General features: G+C 72.4%; 17 protein-coding genes and 1 pseudogene. 7 read left to right on the top strand and 11 right to left on the bottom strand.

Annotation, left to right across the window (positions count from 1 at the left end):
- Positions 1–115 precede the first annotated feature (115 nt).
- On the top strand, positions 116–493 hold the full coding sequence (locus ACIDOF_RS08790; protein ID WP_409005163.1) for a hypothetical protein: 378 nt from the start codon (positions 116–118) through the stop codon (positions 491–493).
- A gap of 22 nt (positions 494–515) precedes the next feature.
- Complete coding sequence (locus ACIDOF_RS08795) at positions 516–794, top strand: DUF4031 domain-containing protein (protein WP_409005164.1); 279 nt, start codon at positions 516–518, stop codon at positions 792–794.
- Between the two features lie 581 nt (positions 795–1,375).
- On the opposite strand, the gene ACIDOF_RS08800 is transcribed toward ACIDOF_RS08795, so the two are convergent.
- The 4 genes from ACIDOF_RS08800 to ACIDOF_RS08815 form a co-directional block, all read right to left on the bottom strand.
- The gene (locus tag ACIDOF_RS08800; protein ID WP_409005165.1) at positions 1,376–2,608 is read right to left on the bottom strand and encodes a Cmx/CmrA family chloramphenicol efflux MFS transporter; all 1,233 of its coding nucleotides are present in this window, start codon (positions 2,606–2,608) and stop codon (positions 1,376–1,378) included.
- A 99-nt stretch (positions 2,609–2,707) separates the two neighbouring features.
- Positions 2,708–3,247 carry a GNAT family N-acetyltransferase gene (locus ACIDOF_RS08805; RefSeq protein ID WP_409005166.1) on the bottom strand — a complete coding sequence of 180 codons (540 nt, stop codon included), beginning with the start codon at positions 3,245–3,247 and terminating at the stop codon, positions 2,708–2,710.
- Positions 3,248–3,254: 7 nt separating this feature from the next.
- Positions 3,255–3,893: a hypothetical protein gene (locus tag ACIDOF_RS08810; protein ID WP_409005167.1), complete on the bottom strand. Its 639-nt coding sequence runs from the start codon at positions 3,891–3,893 to the stop codon at positions 3,255–3,257.
- 34 nt (positions 3,894–3,927) lie between these two features.
- Positions 3,928–4,548, bottom strand: coding sequence for an isochorismatase family protein (locus ACIDOF_RS08815; protein WP_409005168.1), 621 nt, complete (start codon positions 4,546–4,548; stop codon positions 3,928–3,930).
- A 109-nt stretch (positions 4,549–4,657) separates the two neighbouring features.
- On the opposite strand from ACIDOF_RS08815, the gene ACIDOF_RS08820 reads away from it, so the two are divergent.
- Both ACIDOF_RS08820 and ACIDOF_RS08825 read left to right on the top strand, forming a co-directional pair.
- The gene (locus ACIDOF_RS08820) at positions 4,658–5,614 is read left to right on the top strand and encodes a GlxA family transcriptional regulator (RefSeq protein ID WP_409005352.1); all 957 of its coding nucleotides are present in this window, start codon (positions 4,658–4,660) and stop codon (positions 5,612–5,614) included.
- Between the two features lie 6 nt (positions 5,615–5,620).
- A pseudogene (locus ACIDOF_RS08825) lies at positions 5,621–6,252 on the top strand (IS5 family transposase); the annotation flags it as partial.
- A gap of 24 nt (positions 6,253–6,276) precedes the next feature.
- On the opposite strand, the gene ACIDOF_RS08830 reads toward ACIDOF_RS08825, so the two are convergent.
- The 3 genes from ACIDOF_RS08830 to ACIDOF_RS08840 form a co-directional block, all read right to left on the bottom strand.
- Entirely contained in the window at positions 6,277–6,582 is a 306-nt protein-coding gene (locus tag ACIDOF_RS08830; protein ID WP_409005169.1) for a hypothetical protein, read from the bottom strand.
- Positions 6,583–6,688: 106 nt separating this feature from the next.
- Positions 6,689–6,946 (bottom strand): DUF397 domain-containing protein, encoded by a 258-nt coding sequence (locus tag ACIDOF_RS08835; RefSeq protein ID WP_409005170.1) that lies wholly within the window; start codon positions 6,944–6,946, stop codon positions 6,689–6,691.
- A complete protein-coding gene (locus tag ACIDOF_RS08840) occupies positions 6,943–7,767 on the bottom strand; it encodes a helix-turn-helix domain-containing protein (RefSeq protein WP_409005353.1) in 825 nt (274 codons plus the stop codon). Before ACIDOF_RS08840 ends, ACIDOF_RS08835 begins: the two co-directional genes overlap by 4 nt.
- A gap of 112 nt (positions 7,768–7,879) precedes the next feature.
- Here ACIDOF_RS08840 and ACIDOF_RS08845 point away from each other — a divergent pair, with 112 nt between their 5' ends.
- Positions 7,880–8,290: an ATP-binding protein gene (locus ACIDOF_RS08845; protein ID WP_409005171.1), complete on the top strand. Its 411-nt coding sequence runs from the start codon at positions 7,880–7,882 to the stop codon at positions 8,288–8,290.
- 17 nt (positions 8,291–8,307) lie between these two features.
- On the opposite strand, the gene ACIDOF_RS08850 is transcribed toward ACIDOF_RS08845, so the two are convergent.
- The 3 genes from ACIDOF_RS08850 to ACIDOF_RS08860 form a co-directional block, all read right to left on the bottom strand.
- Complete coding sequence (locus ACIDOF_RS08850) at positions 8,308–8,844, bottom strand: hypothetical protein (protein ID WP_409005172.1); 537 nt, start codon at positions 8,842–8,844, stop codon at positions 8,308–8,310.
- Entirely contained in the window at positions 8,841–9,095 is a 255-nt protein-coding gene (locus ACIDOF_RS08855) for a DUF397 domain-containing protein (protein WP_409005173.1), read from the bottom strand. The genes ACIDOF_RS08850 and ACIDOF_RS08855 overlap by 4 nt, the downstream gene beginning before the upstream one ends.
- Positions 9,096–9,277: 182 nt before the next feature.
- The gene (locus ACIDOF_RS08860; RefSeq protein WP_409005174.1) at positions 9,278–11,557 is read right to left on the bottom strand and encodes a heavy metal translocating P-type ATPase; all 2,280 of its coding nucleotides are present in this window, start codon (positions 11,555–11,557) and stop codon (positions 9,278–9,280) included.
- 182 nt (positions 11,558–11,739) lie between these two features.
- On the opposite strand from ACIDOF_RS08860, the gene ACIDOF_RS08865 reads away from it, so the two are divergent.
- On the top strand, positions 11,740–12,684 hold the full coding sequence (locus tag ACIDOF_RS08865; RefSeq protein WP_409005175.1) for a hypothetical protein: 945 nt from the start codon (positions 11,740–11,742) through the stop codon (positions 12,682–12,684).
- 58 nt (positions 12,685–12,742) lie between these two features.
- Positions 12,743–13,441, top strand: coding sequence for a copper homeostasis protein CutC (locus ACIDOF_RS08870; RefSeq protein WP_409005176.1), 699 nt, complete (start codon positions 12,743–12,745; stop codon positions 13,439–13,441).
- Positions 13,442–13,744: 303 nt separating this feature from the next.
- Here the strand turns inward: ACIDOF_RS08870 and ACIDOF_RS08875 are convergent, their stop codons facing one another.
- Positions 13,745–15,832: a HelD family protein gene (locus tag ACIDOF_RS08875; protein ID WP_409005177.1), complete on the bottom strand. Its 2,088-nt coding sequence runs from the start codon at positions 15,830–15,832 to the stop codon at positions 13,745–13,747.
- Positions 15,833–15,926: the final 94 nt, after the last annotated feature.

The raw sequence follows: 15,926 nt of genomic DNA on the forward strand, positions 1-15,926 counted from the left end.
TCCGGTCGGGGGTCAAGGGTCCATCGGCGCCGAGTACGGGTGGTGCATACGGCCTCACGGTGCGAGAGGGGGAGGGACTTTCGGGCACCCCGGGGGTGGGGCGCACAATGGACGCATGAACGCCCCGGACCCCACCAGTCACCTGGAGCAGGCGCTGCACGCGGCCCGAGCGCTCGTCCTCGCCGACCTCGTGGCGGGCGACGTGGCCGAGGCCGACGTCGTCTCGCTCGTCGAGGACGCCGTGACCCACCGCCGCTGGTGGGTCGAGCAGTGGCCTCAGGGCGCGGAGTTCGTCGCCGGTCTGGTGGCGCAGGACGTCCAGGACCGGCTCCTGGAGAAGTACGGCCGCTGGCCGCTGTGCCCCGCCTGCGGCTCCGGCGATCCGCACGCGCTCGACGTGGAGCCGGAGTTGGGCGCCGACCCGCACTGGGTCTGCGGCAAGGCGGGCATCGTGGTCGCGGCGGTGGGGTCGCTGGGCTCGGTGTCCCGGTGAGCGCTCGGGCGGTGCGGGCCCGATGACGGTCTACATCGACCCGCCGACCTGGCCCGGCCACGGCCGCCTCTGGTCGCACATGGTCAGCGACGTGTCGTACGACGAGCTGCACGCCTTCGCCGAACAGGTCGGCTGCCCCCGCCGCGCCTTCGAGCGCGACCACTACGACGTCCCCTCCCACCGGTACGCGGACGCGGTCCGGGCGGGGGCGGTGGAGGTGTCGAGCCGCGAGATCGTGCGGCTGCTCACCCGGGCGGGACTCAGGCGACGGAAGCGGTCCCCTGGCCGGGGGGAGTCGTAGCCGCAGTCGTAGTTCCCCTGCGTCGGTGAGGGGGTGGTCCCTGCTGGGGCGGGGGCGGGGGCCTGTTGGCCGGATGAGGTCGGTCCCTGCTGGGGCGGGGGGTGGTTTCTGCCGGGGCGAGACGCAGGCGCCCGCTGGGGCGAGTTGTGGTCTCATGACTGGTGGCGGGGACTGGGTTTCTGTGCGGGGCGTGGCCCTCCAGCGGGGGCCGGACTCGGACCCCTTGGCCCCGGCCAGGCGTGGTCAGGGTGCCGTCGCCTGGCCCGGGCCGAGCCCAGCTGGGGCGACGGGCGTTGCCGGGGCTGTCCGTCAGCGGCGCCGAGTTCTCAAGTGCGCCGGGTTCTCAGCCGCGATCCCAGCAGGCCGTGGCCGCCGCGCGGCGGTACGGGGGTGCGGCCGGGGTGTGCGCTCGCCCCGAGCCCGAGCCCGAGCCCTGACCCGGACCCGGACCCGGGCGGGGCGTCGTCCGAGTGCTGGTGCAGGTAGGCCAGGGCCTCCTGGACGACCCGGTGGACGGCCCCGAACCGGGCTGCCCCGAACCGGGCTGCCCCGAACCGGGCTGCACGAGAGCCTCGGGCTGTTTACGCGGGCGGGGCCGTCGCCGTGGGCGTCGCGGGCTCGCCCGCGCGGGCGGTGGGGGTGGGGCCGCCGGTGGCTACGCGTACGGAACGCCCCTTCTGCATGCGCAGGGCCAGGATCACCGCCGCGAGGCCGAGGAGGGTCATGCCCGCGCCCGCCCAGGCGGGGGAGGTGAAGCCGAGGCCCGCGTCGATGACCAGGCCGCCGAGCCACGGGCCGGTCGTGTTGCCCAGGTTGAACGCGGCGGTGGCGGTGGCCCCGGCGAGGGTCGGGGCGGCGCCCGCGACGTTGAACATGCGGGCGTTGAGCGCGGGCGCCGTGTAGAACGCGGAGACGCCGATGAGGAACGCCACCGCGATGGACACCGCGGCGACGGACGCGAACGCGCCGAGCACGACCAGGAACACCGTCGACGCGACGATGCCGCTGAACAGGACGCCGAAGAGGTGCGCGTCGGCGATCCGCCCGCCGACCGTCGTGCCCACGAGCGCGCCGATGCCGAACAGCGCGAGGACCGTCGGGACCCAGCCGGAGGCGAGCCCGGACACGTCGGTGAGGAGTGGCGCGAGATAGCTGAACGCGCAGAAGACGCCGCCGCCCGCGAGTGTGATGAGCGCGATCTGCACCCACACCTGCGGGTCCCGGTAGATGACCAGTTCGCTGCGGAGCCGGGGCTTCTCGGCGGGCACGGGGATGCGCGGGATGAGCGTGGCCACGCCGACGAGGGCGATGGCGGAGGCCGCGCCGACCGCCCAGAACGCCGACCGCCAGCCGAAGTGCTCGCCGAGGAACGCGCCCGCGGGCACGCCGAGGACGTTGGCGATGGACAGGCCGCCGATCATCACGGCCATGGCGCGGGCCCGCGCGCCCTTGTCGACCATGGCGATGGCGACGCCCGCGCCGACCGCCCAGAACCCGGCGCAGGCGAGGGCGCTCACGACCCGGGAGGCGAAGAGGATCTCGTACGAGGGGGCGAGGGCGCCGGCGATCTGGCCGAGGCCGAACACGGTGATGAGGGAGATCAGGGTGGTGCGCCGGGGCAGCCGCAGGGTGGCGGCGGCGAGCACCGGGGCGCCGACGACCATGCCGATCGCGAAGGCCGATATCAGCAGGCCGGCGCTGGGAATGGACACGTCCATGTCCCGGGCGATCTCGGGGAGCAGCCCGGACAGCATGAACTCGCTGGTGCCGAGCGCGAAGACGGCGAGGCCGAGCGTGTGCACGGCGATCGGCATCCGGGTCTTGGAGCGCTTATCGGTACGGGAGGGGGCGGGGGGACCGGGATCGGTCACAGGGTCGGCCATATCCGTTGCGAACAGTGACCGAACGCTTTCCTATTCCCCGAGTTCCCCGACCTCTCCGAGCTCCCCGAGTTCCCCGACCTCGTACGTCAGCTCCTCCCCGTCCCGGCCGACGAGGCGGAACCCGGCGTTCTCCAGGACCCGTCGGGAGGCCGTGTTGTCGGGGGTGGTGCGGGCGCGGACCGTCGTGACGCCGGGGTCGGCGAGGGCGCGGGCGGTGAGGGCGCGGACGGCGGCGGTCGCGTATCCGTTGCGGCGGGCGGCGGCCACGATGTCGTACCCGATCTCGACGCGGCCGTCGGCGGGCGCCGTGTGGAAGCCGATCGCGCCGACGGCCCGCGCGTCCCCGGCGCGCGCGATGACGTACACGCCCCAGCCCGGTACGTACGTGCCCTCCCCGTCGGCCTTGGCGACGAGGCCGGCGCCGATCCGGGTGCCCTCCTCGGGCCCGCCGTCGATCCAGTGGAAGCCGCCGGTGCCGCCGAGGGCGAGGTCGGCGGCGGCGGGCGGGGCGATCTCGTGCAGCGTGACGAGCGAGGTCTCGGCGTCCGCGCCGGGGGTTCGGGAGGCCATGTCCCGATCATGCCGTGAGCAGCTCCAGCTCGACAGCGATATTCCGGCGGGCCCGCTCCTCCCACTCGGCGGCGCCGTGCGGGGTGCGGAACAGCCTCGGCAGGTCGAGGAGTTGGCGCAGCACGGCCGCGCGCCCGTCGCGGAAGGCTTCGTCGGGCACGAAGGCGTACTCCTCGCGCACGGCCGCGGCGTAGGCGGCGTACGCGTCGGGCTCGGCGGCGAGGATCGCGAGGTCGGCGTCGCAGAGGGTCTCGCCGTTGCGGTCGCCTTCGGCGGGGTCGTGGCCGACGGTGAGGCGGACGAGCCGGGCCACCTCGGCGGTCGCCTCCGGGCCGACCCCGGCCTCGGGCAGGGCGCGTTCGGCGAGCCGGGCGGAGCGCTCCTCGTTCTCGGACCGCTCCGGCAGGTACACCGCGTCGTGGAACCAGGCGGCGAGCCGGACGACGTCCGCGTCCTCGGCGTGCGGGGCGAGGACGTCGAGGTGGTCGAGGACCGCGGTGAGGTGGCCGAGGGTGTGGTACTTCCGCTGCGGTTCGGCCCACCGCTCCAGGAGGTTCGCGGCGTACGGGGCGGGGTCGGGTCCGCCGCCCGCACCGCGCACGGCGAGCAGGGCGGCGGCCCAGCGCTGCTGAAGGTCGACGGTCATGCCAGGGAGCCTAGGCGGTGGGCTCCGCTGCGCTTCACCCCAGGTGGTCCGCCGACGGCACGACGACCCCGTACAGGTCGGCGATCGTGCCGAGGGCGCTGTGGTGGACCTGCTCGGCCGGGACGTCGGTGTCGCGGGCGCCGTGCCGGAGCGGGCGGGTGGCGCAGGCGTCGGCGACGACGGTGGGCCGGTTGCCGCGCAGGAACGCGCCCTGCGCGGTGAACGTCACGCACATGTGGGTCATGAAGCCGACGACCACGACGTCCTTGTGCCCGGCGGCGTCGACGTGCTCGCCGAGGTCGGTGCCGTGGAAGGAGTCGGGCGCGCCCTTCACGACGACCGGTTCGCCGTCGACCGGCGCGACCCGCTCGTGGATCTGCCCGATCTCGGCGCGGATGTCGTACGCGCTGCCCTCGCCGCCGTCGTGGATCACGTGCACGACCTTCGCGCCGGCGGCCCGCGCGCGGGCGAGGAGGTCGGCGGCGGCGTCCAACGCCTCGCTCCAGCCGGTGAGTTCGAGGGTGCCGCGGGTGTAGGTGTTCTGGTAGTCGACGAGGATCAGCGTCGCGTCGCCGAGCCGGGCGGGGGTCTGGTCGAGTCCGCTGAGTTCGCGCAGGGTCGTGGTGGTGCTCGTGGTCGTGCTCGTGGTTGCCATGCGTTCCACGCTAGGGACGCGCGGTGATGGCGGCAATGTCATGTAACTTGCAGATCCGGACATCGGTGCGAGGTGGAAAGGGGCGACCGTGGACCGGCTGATCGTGGTGATGCTCTTCGAGGGCGTCGACCTGCTGGATGTGACGGGCCCGCCGGAGGTCTTCGCGCTGCTGCGCCGGGAGCGGCCGGAGGCGTCCGGCTGCCGGGTCGTGCTCGCCGCGGAGTCCCTGGACCCGGTGCGCACGGCGGCCGGTGTCCGCGTCCTCCCGGACGTGACGTACGACGAGGTGGCGGGCGGCCCCATCGACACGCTCCTGGTCCCGGGCTCGGTCGAGCCGGACGGGGCGGGCGGGGTGCGGGCGGTGACGGACCCGCGGACGGTCGGCTGGGTGGGCAAGCTGGCGGCTGTCGCTCGTCGTACCGCCTCGGTGTGCGTGGGCGCCCATCTCCTCGCCGCGGCGGGCCTGTTGGACGGCAAGCGGGCCACCACGCACTGGTCGACGGCGCGCCAGCTGGCCGCCGAGCACCCGGCGGTACGGGTCGACGCGGACCCGATCTTCATCCGCGAGGGCCGGGTGTGGACGGGCGCGGGCATCACGGCCTGCCTGGACCTGTCGCTCGCGCTGGTCGCGGAGGACTTCGGCGAGGCGACGGCGCTGCGGGTGGCGCGGCAACTGGTGATGTACCTCAAACGCCCCAGCGGGCAGAGCCAATTCAGCGTGCCGACGGAACCGGGCTCGACGACGCGGCGCATGGACGAGCTGCGCGCGTACGTCACGCAGAACCTCGCCGGGCGGCTCACGGTCCCGGATCTCGCGGCGGCGGCGCACCTCAGCGAACGCCAGCTGACCCGCCTCTTCAAGACGGAACTCGGCGTGACACCGGCGTCCTACGTGGAGTCGGCCCGCGTCGAAGTGGCCCGCCAGCGCCTGGAGTCCACGGACGACACCCTCGACCGGGTGGCGACGGCGTGCGGCTTCGGCACGGTGGACACTCTGATCCGAGCCTTCAGGCGAAGGCTCGGGACGACGCCTACGGAGTACCGGGGGCGGTTCCGGCACGGCTAGGGCCTGGCCGACGCGGACGCGGACGGCCGCATCGACTGGTCGATGGTGAGCGTGGACTCGACCTCATGCCGCGCTCACCAGCACGCCGCCAGAGCACGCAAGAAGCCGCCGCGAGTGCCGGGAAAAGACGCACGCCCCGGCAGCACCGCCCCGACGAGGGACTCGGACGCTCCCGGGGCGGACTGACCTGCAAAATCCACCTGGCCGGCGAGGGAGGCCGCCGTCCGCTCGCGTTTCTGCTCACACCGGGGCAGTGGGGTGATGCCCCGCAGCTCATCCCGGTCATGGAGCGTGTCCGGGTCGCCCGTCAGGACGGCGGACGTCCCCGCACTCGCCCCGATCACCTCGGGGGTGACAAGGCGTATTCTTCCCGCCGAAACCGACGCTACCTGCGCAGACGGCAGATCAAGCACACCATCCCCGAGCCGAAGGATCAGCGGGCCAACCGGAAGCGCCGTGGCAGCAGAGGCGGCCGGCCCACCGGCTTCGACAAGACGATCTACAAACGCAGGAACGAGGTCGAGCGGACGATCAACGCACTGAAGAACTTCCGTGCCGTGGCCACGAGGTTCGACAAGCGCGCCTACGTCTTCCACGGCACTGTCACCCTCGCAGCGATCAAACTTTGGCTCCGCTGACGCACCTACTACGCCAGCCCTGTGTCACCTGAGCTTGTAGAACGGCGAGTGCTTGATCTGCCAGTCTTCGCCACCATCGGGATCCGTGACCTCCGCGTACGGGGCCGCGGCCGCGCGACCGGCAGGAGCCAGTACATAGGTGGCCACCGTGTTGCCGTCGGCATCGGTGAGGCGAATCCGTGAGGGGACAGCATCACCGTCACGGGCTTTGAGAACCAGTTCGTCGTCCTGCCAGTCGACAGTGAGCGAAGCCTTGTCCTCCTCCGCCACCTGCGAGGCTTCGACGATCGTCAAGCCGGGGATCTCAGGCGCGGGCTGCTTCTCCGCCATATCCGTACCTCCTGTGGGGTGATCGATAGCGATCAATCGTTACCCGCCCCCTATACGGCCCGAACCACGCTCTTACCCATCGGACTGATGAGTCCGATGGGCACCGTCATACAAGATCCGCCGGACAGGCCCTAGCCGCGCGCGCGAAGGCGGCCCAGGTCGCGGGGCTCACGGTGAGGACGGGCCCGTCGGGGTTCTTGGAGTCGCGGACGTGGACGGCGGTGGGGTGCGCGGCGATCTCCACGCAGTGGTCGCCCTCGCTGGCGCTGTAGCTGGACTTCCGCCAGTCGTAGGCGACTTCGAGGCATTCGCCGCCCTCGCTGCCGCTGTAGCTCGACTTGAACCAGTGCAATGCGGTGCTCATCGCTCTCCTAGCAGGCCATCCAGCAGGCCCAAGGAGTGGTCTGGGGTGAGGGCCTGGGCTCGCAGCATCGCATATTTGCGTTGAAGGATGGACACCTCGTCTCGGTCGGCAACCCATTGGCTCCCGCGCTGGGTTTCCGTGTACGCGAGGTGCTGGTGCTCGGGCGTCTCCAACAGTACGAAGGGGCCGTCGAGCGCGGCATGGTGCCTGCTGTCCAGTGGCAGGATCTGCAGGGATACGCAAGGTAGTTGGGCGCACTCCCGCAGGTGCTGCAGCTGCGCGACCTGCGTGGGCCGGTCCCCCATCTTGAGGCCGAGTACCGGTTCCCAGATGACGAAACTGACGGTCGGCGGATTCTTCCGCTGCAGGATCGACTGACGCTCCACCCGAGCCGCGGTCTTGGCGCTGATCTCGTCCTCGTCGTACGAGGGGACCCGTTCGCGGAACACCGCTTCCGCGTAATCCCAGGTCTGCAACAGGCCGGGCAGTACCTGGTTTGCGTACAGCGACAGCGCGATCGCCTCACGCTCGTGCTTGATGTACGACTCGGCCCACAGCGGGAACTCGTCGATCTCCGGCATGTTGGCCACCGCGACTGACAACGCTCCTTTGGTGGCCAGAAGTTGATCCAGAGCCTCGGCCATGTCCGGCAACAGGGGTCGTCGCCCCTGTTCGATCGCCGCGATCGTCGCCTCCGCCACGACCAGTCGACTCGCCAGCACCCGTTGGGTCATGCCCGCCGCTCTACGGAACAGGGAGAGCCGCTCACCCACCATCCGCATCGCCGACGGGTTCTTCTTCTGACGCTTGCCAGGGCTCATGATGCCCACGTCCCCACCCCCGGTGGCCCTCGACCTCGAACGGACCCCGACAAGAAATCTGTCGGGGTCGACGCACTGCCGAAGCGTAGTCACGCTCCGCGACGCTCGCGGGGTGAACGAGACACTCCAACTGCCCGTATTTCGTGAGAAGTTCCTGCACCGGCAGCGCCGCTCCGTGCCCGCAGCCAGGCGGTTCGCGCGGGAGGCCCTCGGGGACTGGGGCCTGGCCCCCGGCGGCGACGACGTACTGCTATGCGTGAGCGAGCTGGCCACCAACGCCCTGCTGCACGGCGTCCCGCCGGGGCGGGGGTTCCTGGTGCGGCTGGCGTACGACGGGACCGTACTGCGCGTCGAGCTGCACGACAGCGGGGACGGGGAGCCGCACATCCCCTGCGAGGCGCGCGACGAGGGCGGGCACGGGCTGCTGCTGGTGTCGTGCCTGGCCGACAAGTGGGGGGTGGGGGCGAGGGTGCCGGGGAAGGTGGTGTGGTGCGAGTTCGCGCGCGCACGCCGCGCGCCTTGACTCAGAGGAGCCGCCTCTCAGCAGGTGGGGAACTTGGACGTGTCGATTGTCCAGTCGTTGAGCCGGACTGCGTCCCCGAACTTGTACGTACGGGTGGGCCCGTCGTGGACGGTGATGGTGGCGTTCCTGGGGTCGATGTGCGCGTACGCGGGGACGCCCATGCGGCCGTAGACGGGCGGGGCGGCGTGCCCGTCGTCGGCGGAGGAGACCTCGATGGCGATGGAAACCTCCGGGCCGAACACCGCGAAGTCGTCGGACTGTCCGTCCAGCGCGTCCTCGGTGACGACGAGTAGGTCTGCCGTACGGCAGAGGCCCAGGTCGGGGTGGTGCGCGCGGCATCCCACGAGTGGGGCGGCCTTGTCGTCCTGGGTCTGTATCTGGAAAGCGAGCTCCGAGAGGATGCGGCCCCGCCGGGGTGTGGCGTCGATCGTGCGGACGGTGATCTCTAGTTCCGCGATGTCCGCCCGCACCAGCAGGCCCTGTGCCTTCGCCAACTCCTCGTACCCATCGACGAGTTGGCAGAGTTCGTCGTACGTGACAACGGGTCGGGTCACGAGATGGCGTTCCGGCCGGCCTCGCGCGCGAAGGCGGTCCAGGTCGCGGGGCTCACGGTGAGGACGGGACCGTCGGGGTTCTTGGAGTCGCGGACGTGGACGGCGGTGGGGTGCGCGGCGATCTCCACGCAGTGGTCGCCCTCGCTGGCGCTGTAGCTGGACTTCCGCCAGTCGTAGGCGACTTCGAGGCACTGGCCGCCTTCGCTGCTGCTGTAGCTCGACTTGAACCAGTGGAGTGCTGTGCGCCTCATCGCTCTCCCCTTCCTGCGGGTTGACTCGCTGTTTCAGTGTAGTCACGTTCCGCAGCATCCATGCCGTGAATGAGACACCCCAACCTTCCGCGCCCCACTGGGAGTTGGGCATGCGGCAAGGACGGGCACGGGCCGTTGCTCGTGTCCGCCCTCGCCGGGCCCGGGGCCGGTCCCAGGGGCGCCTACTCCGCCGCCTTGAACCCCCGCAGCCGCAAGCTGTTGCCGACGACGAAGACCGACGAGAACGCCATCGCCGCGCCCGCGATCATCGGGTTCAGCAGCCCCGCCGCGGCCAGCGGCAGCGCGGCCACGTTGTAGGCGAACGCCCAGAACAGGTTGGACTTGATCGTGCCGAGGGTCTTGCGGGACAGCCGGATCGCGTCCGCCGCCGCCCGCAGGTCGCCGCGGACCAGGGTCAGGTCGCCCGCCTCGATTGCCGCGTCCGTGCCCGTGCCCATCGCCAGGCCCAGGTCGGCCTGGGCGAGGGCGGCCGCGTCGTTGACGCCGTCGCCGACCATCGCGACGGACTTGCCCTCGGACTGCAGCCGCTTCACCACATCGACCTTGTCCTGCGGGAGGACCTCCGCGACGACGTGCTCGGGAGCGATGCCGACCTCCGCCGCCACGGACTCCGCGACCGCCCGGTTGTCGCCGGTCAGCAGGATCGGGGTGAGGCCGAGCCCGCGCAGGCGGCGGATCGCCTCCGGGCTGGTCTCCTTGATCGCGTCGGCGACCACGAGGACCGCCCGCGCCTGTCCGTCCCAGGCCACCGCGATCGCCGTACGGCCCGACGCTTCCGCCTCCGCCTTGGCCCGGGCAAGGTCGGCCGGCAGCTCGATCGCCCACTCGGCCAGCAGCTTCTCCCGGCCGACCAGGACCGCGTGCCCCTCGACGACGCCCTGGACGCCGAGGCCCGCGACGTTCGCGAAGTCCTCCGGGACCGGCAGCGCGCCGACCTGCTCGGCGGCGCCCGCCGCGACGGCCTGGGCGATCGGGTGCTCGGAGGCGTGCTCCAACGCGCCCGCGAGACGCAGCACTTCGGCCTCGGAGACGCCGTCGGCGGTGTGCGTGGCGAGGAGGGTCATGCGGCCGGTGGTGACGGTGCCGGTCTTGTCGAGGACGATCGTGTCGACGCGGCGGGTGGACTCCAGGACCTCCGGGCCCTTGATGAGGATGCCGAGCTGGGCGCCGCGCCCCGTACCGACCATGAGCGCGGTCGGCGTCGCGAGCCCGAGGGCGCAGGGGCAGGCGATGATCAGCACGGCCACGGCGGCGGTGAACGCGGCGGTCAGACCGGCGCCGTTGCCGAGCCAGAAGCCGAGCGTGGCCACGGCGAGCGCGATGACGACCGGCACGAACACGGCGGAAATCTTGTCGGCGAGCCGCTGCGCCGCCGCCTTGCCGTTCTGCGCGTCCTCCACCAGCTTGGCCATGCGGGCGAGCTGGGTGTCGGCGCCGACGCGGGTGGCGGCGACGACGAGCCGCCCGCCGGCGTTCAGCGTCGCACCGGTCACGGAGTCGCCGACGCCGACCTCCACGGGCACGGACTCGCCGGTCAGCATCGACGCGTCCACGGCCGAGGAGCCCTCGACGACCGTGCCGTCCGTGGCGATCTTCTCCCCGGGCCGCACCAGGAAGTGGTCGCCGACCTTCAACTCGCCGACCGGAACGAGGACTTCACGGCCGTCCCGGAGAACCGTGACCTCCTTCGCGCCCAGTTCGAGCAGTGCCTTCAGCGCGGCGCCCGCCTTCCGCTTCGAGCGCGCCTCGAAGTAGCGGCCCGCCAGGATGAACGCGGTGACACCGGCGGCGGCCTCCAGGTAGATGTTCCCGGCGCCGTCGCTGCGGGCGATGGTCAGCTCGAAGGGGTGCGTCATGCCGGGCGTCCCGGCCGTACCGAAGAACAGCGCCCACAGCGACCACAGGAACGCCGCCGACGTACCGACCGAGATCAGCGTGTCCATCGTGGCCGCGCCGTGCCGGGCGTTCGTCCAGGCCGCCTTGTGGAAGGGCCAGGCCGCGTACGTGACGACGGGCGCGGCCAGCGTCAGGGACAGCCACTGCCAGTACTCGAACTGCAGGGCCGGGACCATCGCCATCGCGATCACCGGGACCGCGAGGAGCACGGCGGCCGTCAACCGCTGCCGCAGCGGCCGGAGTTCGTCGTCCGGCCCGCCCTCGTCGGGCGCGGACTCTCCGCGTACGGGCTCGGGGGCCGGTTCCTGCGCCGTGTAGCCGGTGGCCTCGACGGTGGCGATCAGGTCGGCGACCGCGACGTCCCCCGCGAAGCTGACCTTGGCCTTCTCGGTGGCGTAGTTGACGGTCGCCTCGACGCCCGGCATGCGGTTCAGCTTCTTCTCGATCCGCGCGGCACACGAGGCGCAGGTCATGCCGCCGATGGCCAGTTCGACCTCCGCTGCGACCTCCGCGTCCGCGGCCGTGCCGGGTGTGGTGGTGGTCATGACTCCTGCCTCCCTATTACCCCTGGGGGGTATCTTTGCGACGGGTTCATGTATACCCCTGGGGGGTTCGCCGCGCAAGCCTTTCCCCGACTTGACTTGATACCCCCGGGGGGTAACCTCGGTGGTGTGGACACCGGGAGATCGCCGGAGATGGAGATCACGGGAGACCAGGGGAGCGAGCCATGAACACCGCAGGGAAGATCACCGTTTTCGTCGCAGCGATCGGCGCCACCTTCGGAACCGCGTACGCGGTGGGCGGAGCCGCGGATCCGGTCGTGCAGGAGGAGACGGCGAAGGAGTCGCACGAGCCGGATGAAGGGCACGGCGGCGGACACGAGCAGCCCGCCCCGAGCGACGGGGCCGGCACCGAACCGCCCGGCGGACTCCAGGTCTCCCAGGACGGGTACAGCCTGGACCTGAACACCCCGCGCCTCGAAGCGGGCGAGAAGGAGCGCCTCAGCTTCACCGTCGAGGACGGCAACGGCCGCAAGGTCACCGCGTACGAGAAGGAGCACGGCAAGGAACTGCACCTGATCGTCGCCTCGCGGGAGCTCGACACCTACCGGCACCTGCACCCGACGCGGGCCGCCGACGGCACCTGGTCGACCCCCGTCGACCTGCCGAAGGCCGGCGGGTACCGGGTGTTCGCCGACTTCAAGCCCAAGGGCGGCGAGGGCCTCACACTCGGCGCGGACCTCGCGGTCGCCGGTGACTACGAGCCCGCGCCGCTCGCCGAGCCCGCCGCCCGCGACGAGCTGCCCGGCGGGTACGAGGTGACGCTCGACGGCAGCCTCGCCCCCGGCCGGGCGAGCGAGCTGAAGCTCCGCGTCGAGAAGGACGGCAAGCCGGTCACCGACCTGGAGCCCTACCTCGGGGCGTACGGCCACCTGGTCGCGCTGCGCTCCGGCGACCTCGCGTATCTGCACGTCCACCCCGGGAAGAGCGGGCCCGGCCCGGTCGTCCCGTTCACGGCCGAGGTGCCGAGCGGCGGCACGTACCGGCTGTTCCTCGACTTCAAGCACGACGGGAAGGTGCGGACGGCGGACTTCACGGTGCGGACCGACGGCTCCGCGGGTGAGGGTGTCCAGGAGCGCGACGGTGGGGCGGACTCCGGGCACAGCCATTAGTCTGGAAACCGGAGATTGGACTAGACCTGTATCGGTCGGCTGCGTAGGAAGAGGGCCCATGAGCAAGCGTGCAGTCCTGGAGGTGATCGCGCTCGACGCCCGGGACGCGGTCGCCGCCCAGGCCGGTGGTGCGGACCGCCTGGAACTGGTCACGGACATGGCGGCGGACGGCCTCACGCCCGACCTCGCGACCTTCGCCGAGATCCGCGCCGCCGTCGACATCTCGCTGCGCGTCATGCTGCGGGCCTCGGACGGCTTCGCCGCCGGGGACGCGGCGGCGGTCGCCGCGCTCGTACGGGACGCGCGCGCCCTGCGGGCCGAAGGCGCCGACGAGTTCGTGCTCGGGTTCCTCGACGAGACGGGGGCGGCGGACCTCCCGGCGGTCGAGGAGGTCGTGGCCGCGCTCGACGGGGCGCGGTGGACGTTCCACCGGGCCATCGACCGCGCCGCGGACCGGGACGCGCTCCGCAAGCAACTCGCGGACCTGCCCGGGCTCGACACGTATCTGACCGCGGGGTCGGCGGCGGGCGTCGGGGACGGGCTGCCCGTGCTGCTCGCGGAGGCGCTGCGGGCGGGTGAGCCCGGGTACCGCCAGCAGATCCTGGTCGGCGGCGGCCTCACCCTCGACCACGTTCCGCAGCTCCGTGCGGCCGGGATCGATGCGTTCCACATCGGGGGTGCGGCGCGGCCGGAGGGGTGGGCGGCGCCCGTCTCGCCGGAGGCGGTGGCGTTGTGGCGGGGGGTACTGGACGGGTAGCCCCCGGCCCGCCCCCCCGGGGGGCCCCGGTCGTCCTTCGTCTGCGGCTTTCGTCGTGGCTGGTCGCGCAGTTCCCCGCGCCCCTATCGGGGCACGCCCTGCCCCCTTCGGCTTGCTGCCCGGCTTTCCTGCCGTCGCGGCTGGTCGCGCAGTTCCCCGCGCCCCTATCGGGGCACGTCCCCCCCGCTGTGGATGGGCGGGCCCCACCCGCCCTGCTGTGCCCACCCACCGGCGGAGAGCCGACGACGAACCCCGGGAGCCCCTCCGGCGTTTGAGGAGCGGGGGTCCAGGGGGCGGAGCCCTCTAGGGGTGCAGCTGTGAGGGCAGGGCTGCGCCGTGGACGACGACAAGCCCCGACACCGCGCGCGTCAGCGCCACGTACAAACGCCGCAGGCCCGTGCGTTCGTCGGGCTCGCCGTCGACCACCGCGGCGGGCTCGTCCAGCACCACGTAGTCGTACTCCAGACCCTTGGCGAGCGACGCCGGGACCAGGGTGAGGCGGACGTCCGGGGTGGTCTCCGTGCCGGGTTCGAGGTACGGCACCCCCGCCGCGCCCAGCGCCTCCGCAAGGACCGGCACCCGCGCATCCGCCGCGATGAGCCCGATCGACCCCTCGTGCGCGAGCGACTCCACGCAGGCCCGGACGACCGCCGCGTCCTGCCCGTCCTGCCCGTCCTGCCCGTCCGGCACCCGCCGCACCTCCAGCGACCCCGGAGCCTCCCGTACCGACTCGACCGCCGTGAGCCCCGGCGCGATGTGCGGCAGCAGCCGCGAGGCGTACGCGATGACCTCGCGCGGCACGCGGAAGCCCGCCGTCAGCTCCTCCACCACCGCGTCCGACTTGCCCAGGTGCGCGAGCGCCTCGGCCCAACTCCGCGTCGCCCAGGGCGTGGTGCCCTGCGCGAGGTCGCCGAGGACGGTCGCCGAGCCCGTCGTGCAGCGGCGGCCCACCGCCCGGTACTGCATCGGTGACAGGTCCTGCGCCTCGTCGAGCACCACATGCCCGAGCGAGTGCGTGCGCGCCACCAGGTCGTGCGCCTCGTCGATCAGCACCGCGTCCGCCGCCGACCACTTCGCGGACCGCACCGACCGCGCCGGCTTCGCCCACAGGATCGCCTTCTGCTCCTCCTCGTCGAGGACCCCCGCCGCGTGCTCGGCCAGGAACTCCGCGTCGGAGAGCAGCCGCAGCACCAGCTTCGCCGGGTCCACCGCCGGCCAGACCGCCTTCACGGCCGCCTTCACCGCCGCGTTCCGCGCCACCGCGTCCTGCACCCGGTCGTCCGGCGCCTCGCCCGCCTGCTCCATCCGTACGAGCACGGCGTGCGCGATGCGCTGCGGCAGCGCGTCCCGAGCGGCGCCGTAGCGGATGTCCCGGTCCAGCAACTCCCGGACGATCTCCTCCAGTTCGTACGCCGGAATCCGCCAGCGGCGCGAGCCGCGCACCACCATCAGCGGCTCCGTCGGCATGCTCACGTGCGAGCGGACCGCCCGCCGCAGCACCTCCGCCATCCGCGCGTCGCCCTTCACGAGCGCCGCCGCCGGATCGTCGGACCCGCGCACCTCCACGTGCGCGACGAGATCGGCGACCGTGGCCTGCTTGACCTCCAACTCGCCGAGCGCGGGCAGCACTTGCTCGATGTAGTGCAGGAACGAGGAGTTCGGGCCGATCACCAGCGTGCCCGTACGGGCCAGCCGCTCCCGGTGCGCGTACAGCAGATACGCCACCCGGTGCAGGCCCACCGCCGTCTTGCCGGTGCCGGGCCCGCCCTGCACGCACACCGTGCCGCCGAGGCCGCTGCGGACGATCTCGTCCTGCTCCGGCTGGATCGTCGCGACGATGTCCCGCATCGGGCCGACGCGCGGCCGCTCGATCTCCTGCTGCAGCAACGCGCTGACCTGCGCCGCCTCGGCCGGATCGGAGAGATGCTCGTCCTCGTACGCGGTCAGCTCGCCGCCCGTGTACCCGAAGCGGCGGCGCAGCGCCACGTCCATCGGGTCCTTCTTCGACGCCCGGTAGAACGGCTGCGAGACCGGCGCACGCCAGTCGATCACCATCGGGTCCCCGTCGGCGTCGTGCACGTGCCGCCGCCCGATGTAGAAGCTCGACCCCTCGCCGCCTTCCGCCTCGTCCGCGCCGACCTCGTGCAGGAAGTCGAGCCGGCCGAAGAACAGCGGGGTGTGCGCGAGGTCGGCGAGCGCCTTGATCCGGTCGTCGATCTGGCCCTGCAGGACGGCCTTGTTGACCCAGTTCGCGGTCACGTCGGCGATGTCGAGGGCCTCGACGTCGGCCCGCATCGCGCGCAGCGCGGCACGCGAGGCGGTCAGATGGGCACGCTCACGCGCGAGCGGGTCGTCGGACGCGGGCGTCGACGCAGAGGACACGGCGGTCACGGGGGCAGCCTCCGGCGGAAGGTACGCAAGTACGCAGGTACGGGTGTGGGGGCGCCGGCCGGTTTCCGAGCGGGCGGCGGCTCTCCGGGAGGGA

It is taken from the genome of Streptomyces sp. Da 82-17, from assembly GCF_046098215.1.
In the GTDB taxonomy this organism is placed as follows: Bacteria; Actinomycetota; Actinomycetes; order Streptomycetales; family Streptomycetaceae; genus Streptomyces.

Bases quoted from the DNA above. Each gene is read 5' to 3' on its own strand.
- ACIDOF_RS08870 (WP_409005176.1), top strand. From the start codon at position 12,743: ATGAGCAAGCGTGCAGTCCTGGAGGTGATCGCGCTCGACGCCCGGGAC.
- ACIDOF_RS08860 (WP_409005174.1), bottom strand. From the start codon at position 11,557: ATGACCACCACCACACCCGGCACGGCCGCGGACGCGGAGGTCGCAGCG.
- ACIDOF_RS08795 (WP_409005164.1), top strand. From the start codon at position 516: ATGACGGTCTACATCGACCCGCCGACCTGGCCCGGCCACGGCCGCCTC.
- ACIDOF_RS08855 (WP_409005173.1), bottom strand. From the start codon at position 9,095: ATGAGGCGCACAGCACTCCACTGGTTCAAGTCGAGCTACAGCAGCAGC.
- ACIDOF_RS08840 (WP_409005353.1), bottom strand. From the start codon at position 7,767: ATGAGCCCTGGCAAGCGTCAGAAGAAGAACCCGTCGGCGATGCGGATG.
- ACIDOF_RS08800 (WP_409005165.1), bottom strand. From the start codon at position 2,608: ATGCCGATCGCCGTGCACACGCTCGGCCTCGCCGTCTTCGCGCTCGGC.
- ACIDOF_RS08815 (WP_409005168.1), bottom strand. From the start codon at position 4,548: ATGGCAACCACGAGCACGACCACGAGCACCACCACGACCCTGCGCGAA.
- ACIDOF_RS08865 (WP_409005175.1), top strand. From the start codon at position 11,740: ATGAACACCGCAGGGAAGATCACCGTTTTCGTCGCAGCGATCGGCGCC.
- ACIDOF_RS08830 (WP_409005169.1), bottom strand. From the start codon at position 6,582: ATGGCGGAGAAGCAGCCCGCGCCTGAGATCCCCGGCTTGACGATCGTC.
- ACIDOF_RS08790 (WP_409005163.1), top strand. From the start codon at position 116: ATGAACGCCCCGGACCCCACCAGTCACCTGGAGCAGGCGCTGCACGCG.
- ACIDOF_RS08835 (WP_409005170.1), bottom strand. From the start codon at position 6,946: ATGAGCACCGCATTGCACTGGTTCAAGTCGAGCTACAGCGGCAGCGAG.
- ACIDOF_RS08820 (WP_409005352.1), top strand. From the start codon at position 4,658: ATGCTCTTCGAGGGCGTCGACCTGCTGGATGTGACGGGCCCGCCGGAG.
- ACIDOF_RS08805 (WP_409005166.1), bottom strand. From the start codon at position 3,247: ATGGCCTCCCGAACCCCCGGCGCGGACGCCGAGACCTCGCTCGTCACG.
- ACIDOF_RS08810 (WP_409005167.1), bottom strand. From the start codon at position 3,893: ATGACCGTCGACCTTCAGCAGCGCTGGGCCGCCGCCCTGCTCGCCGTG.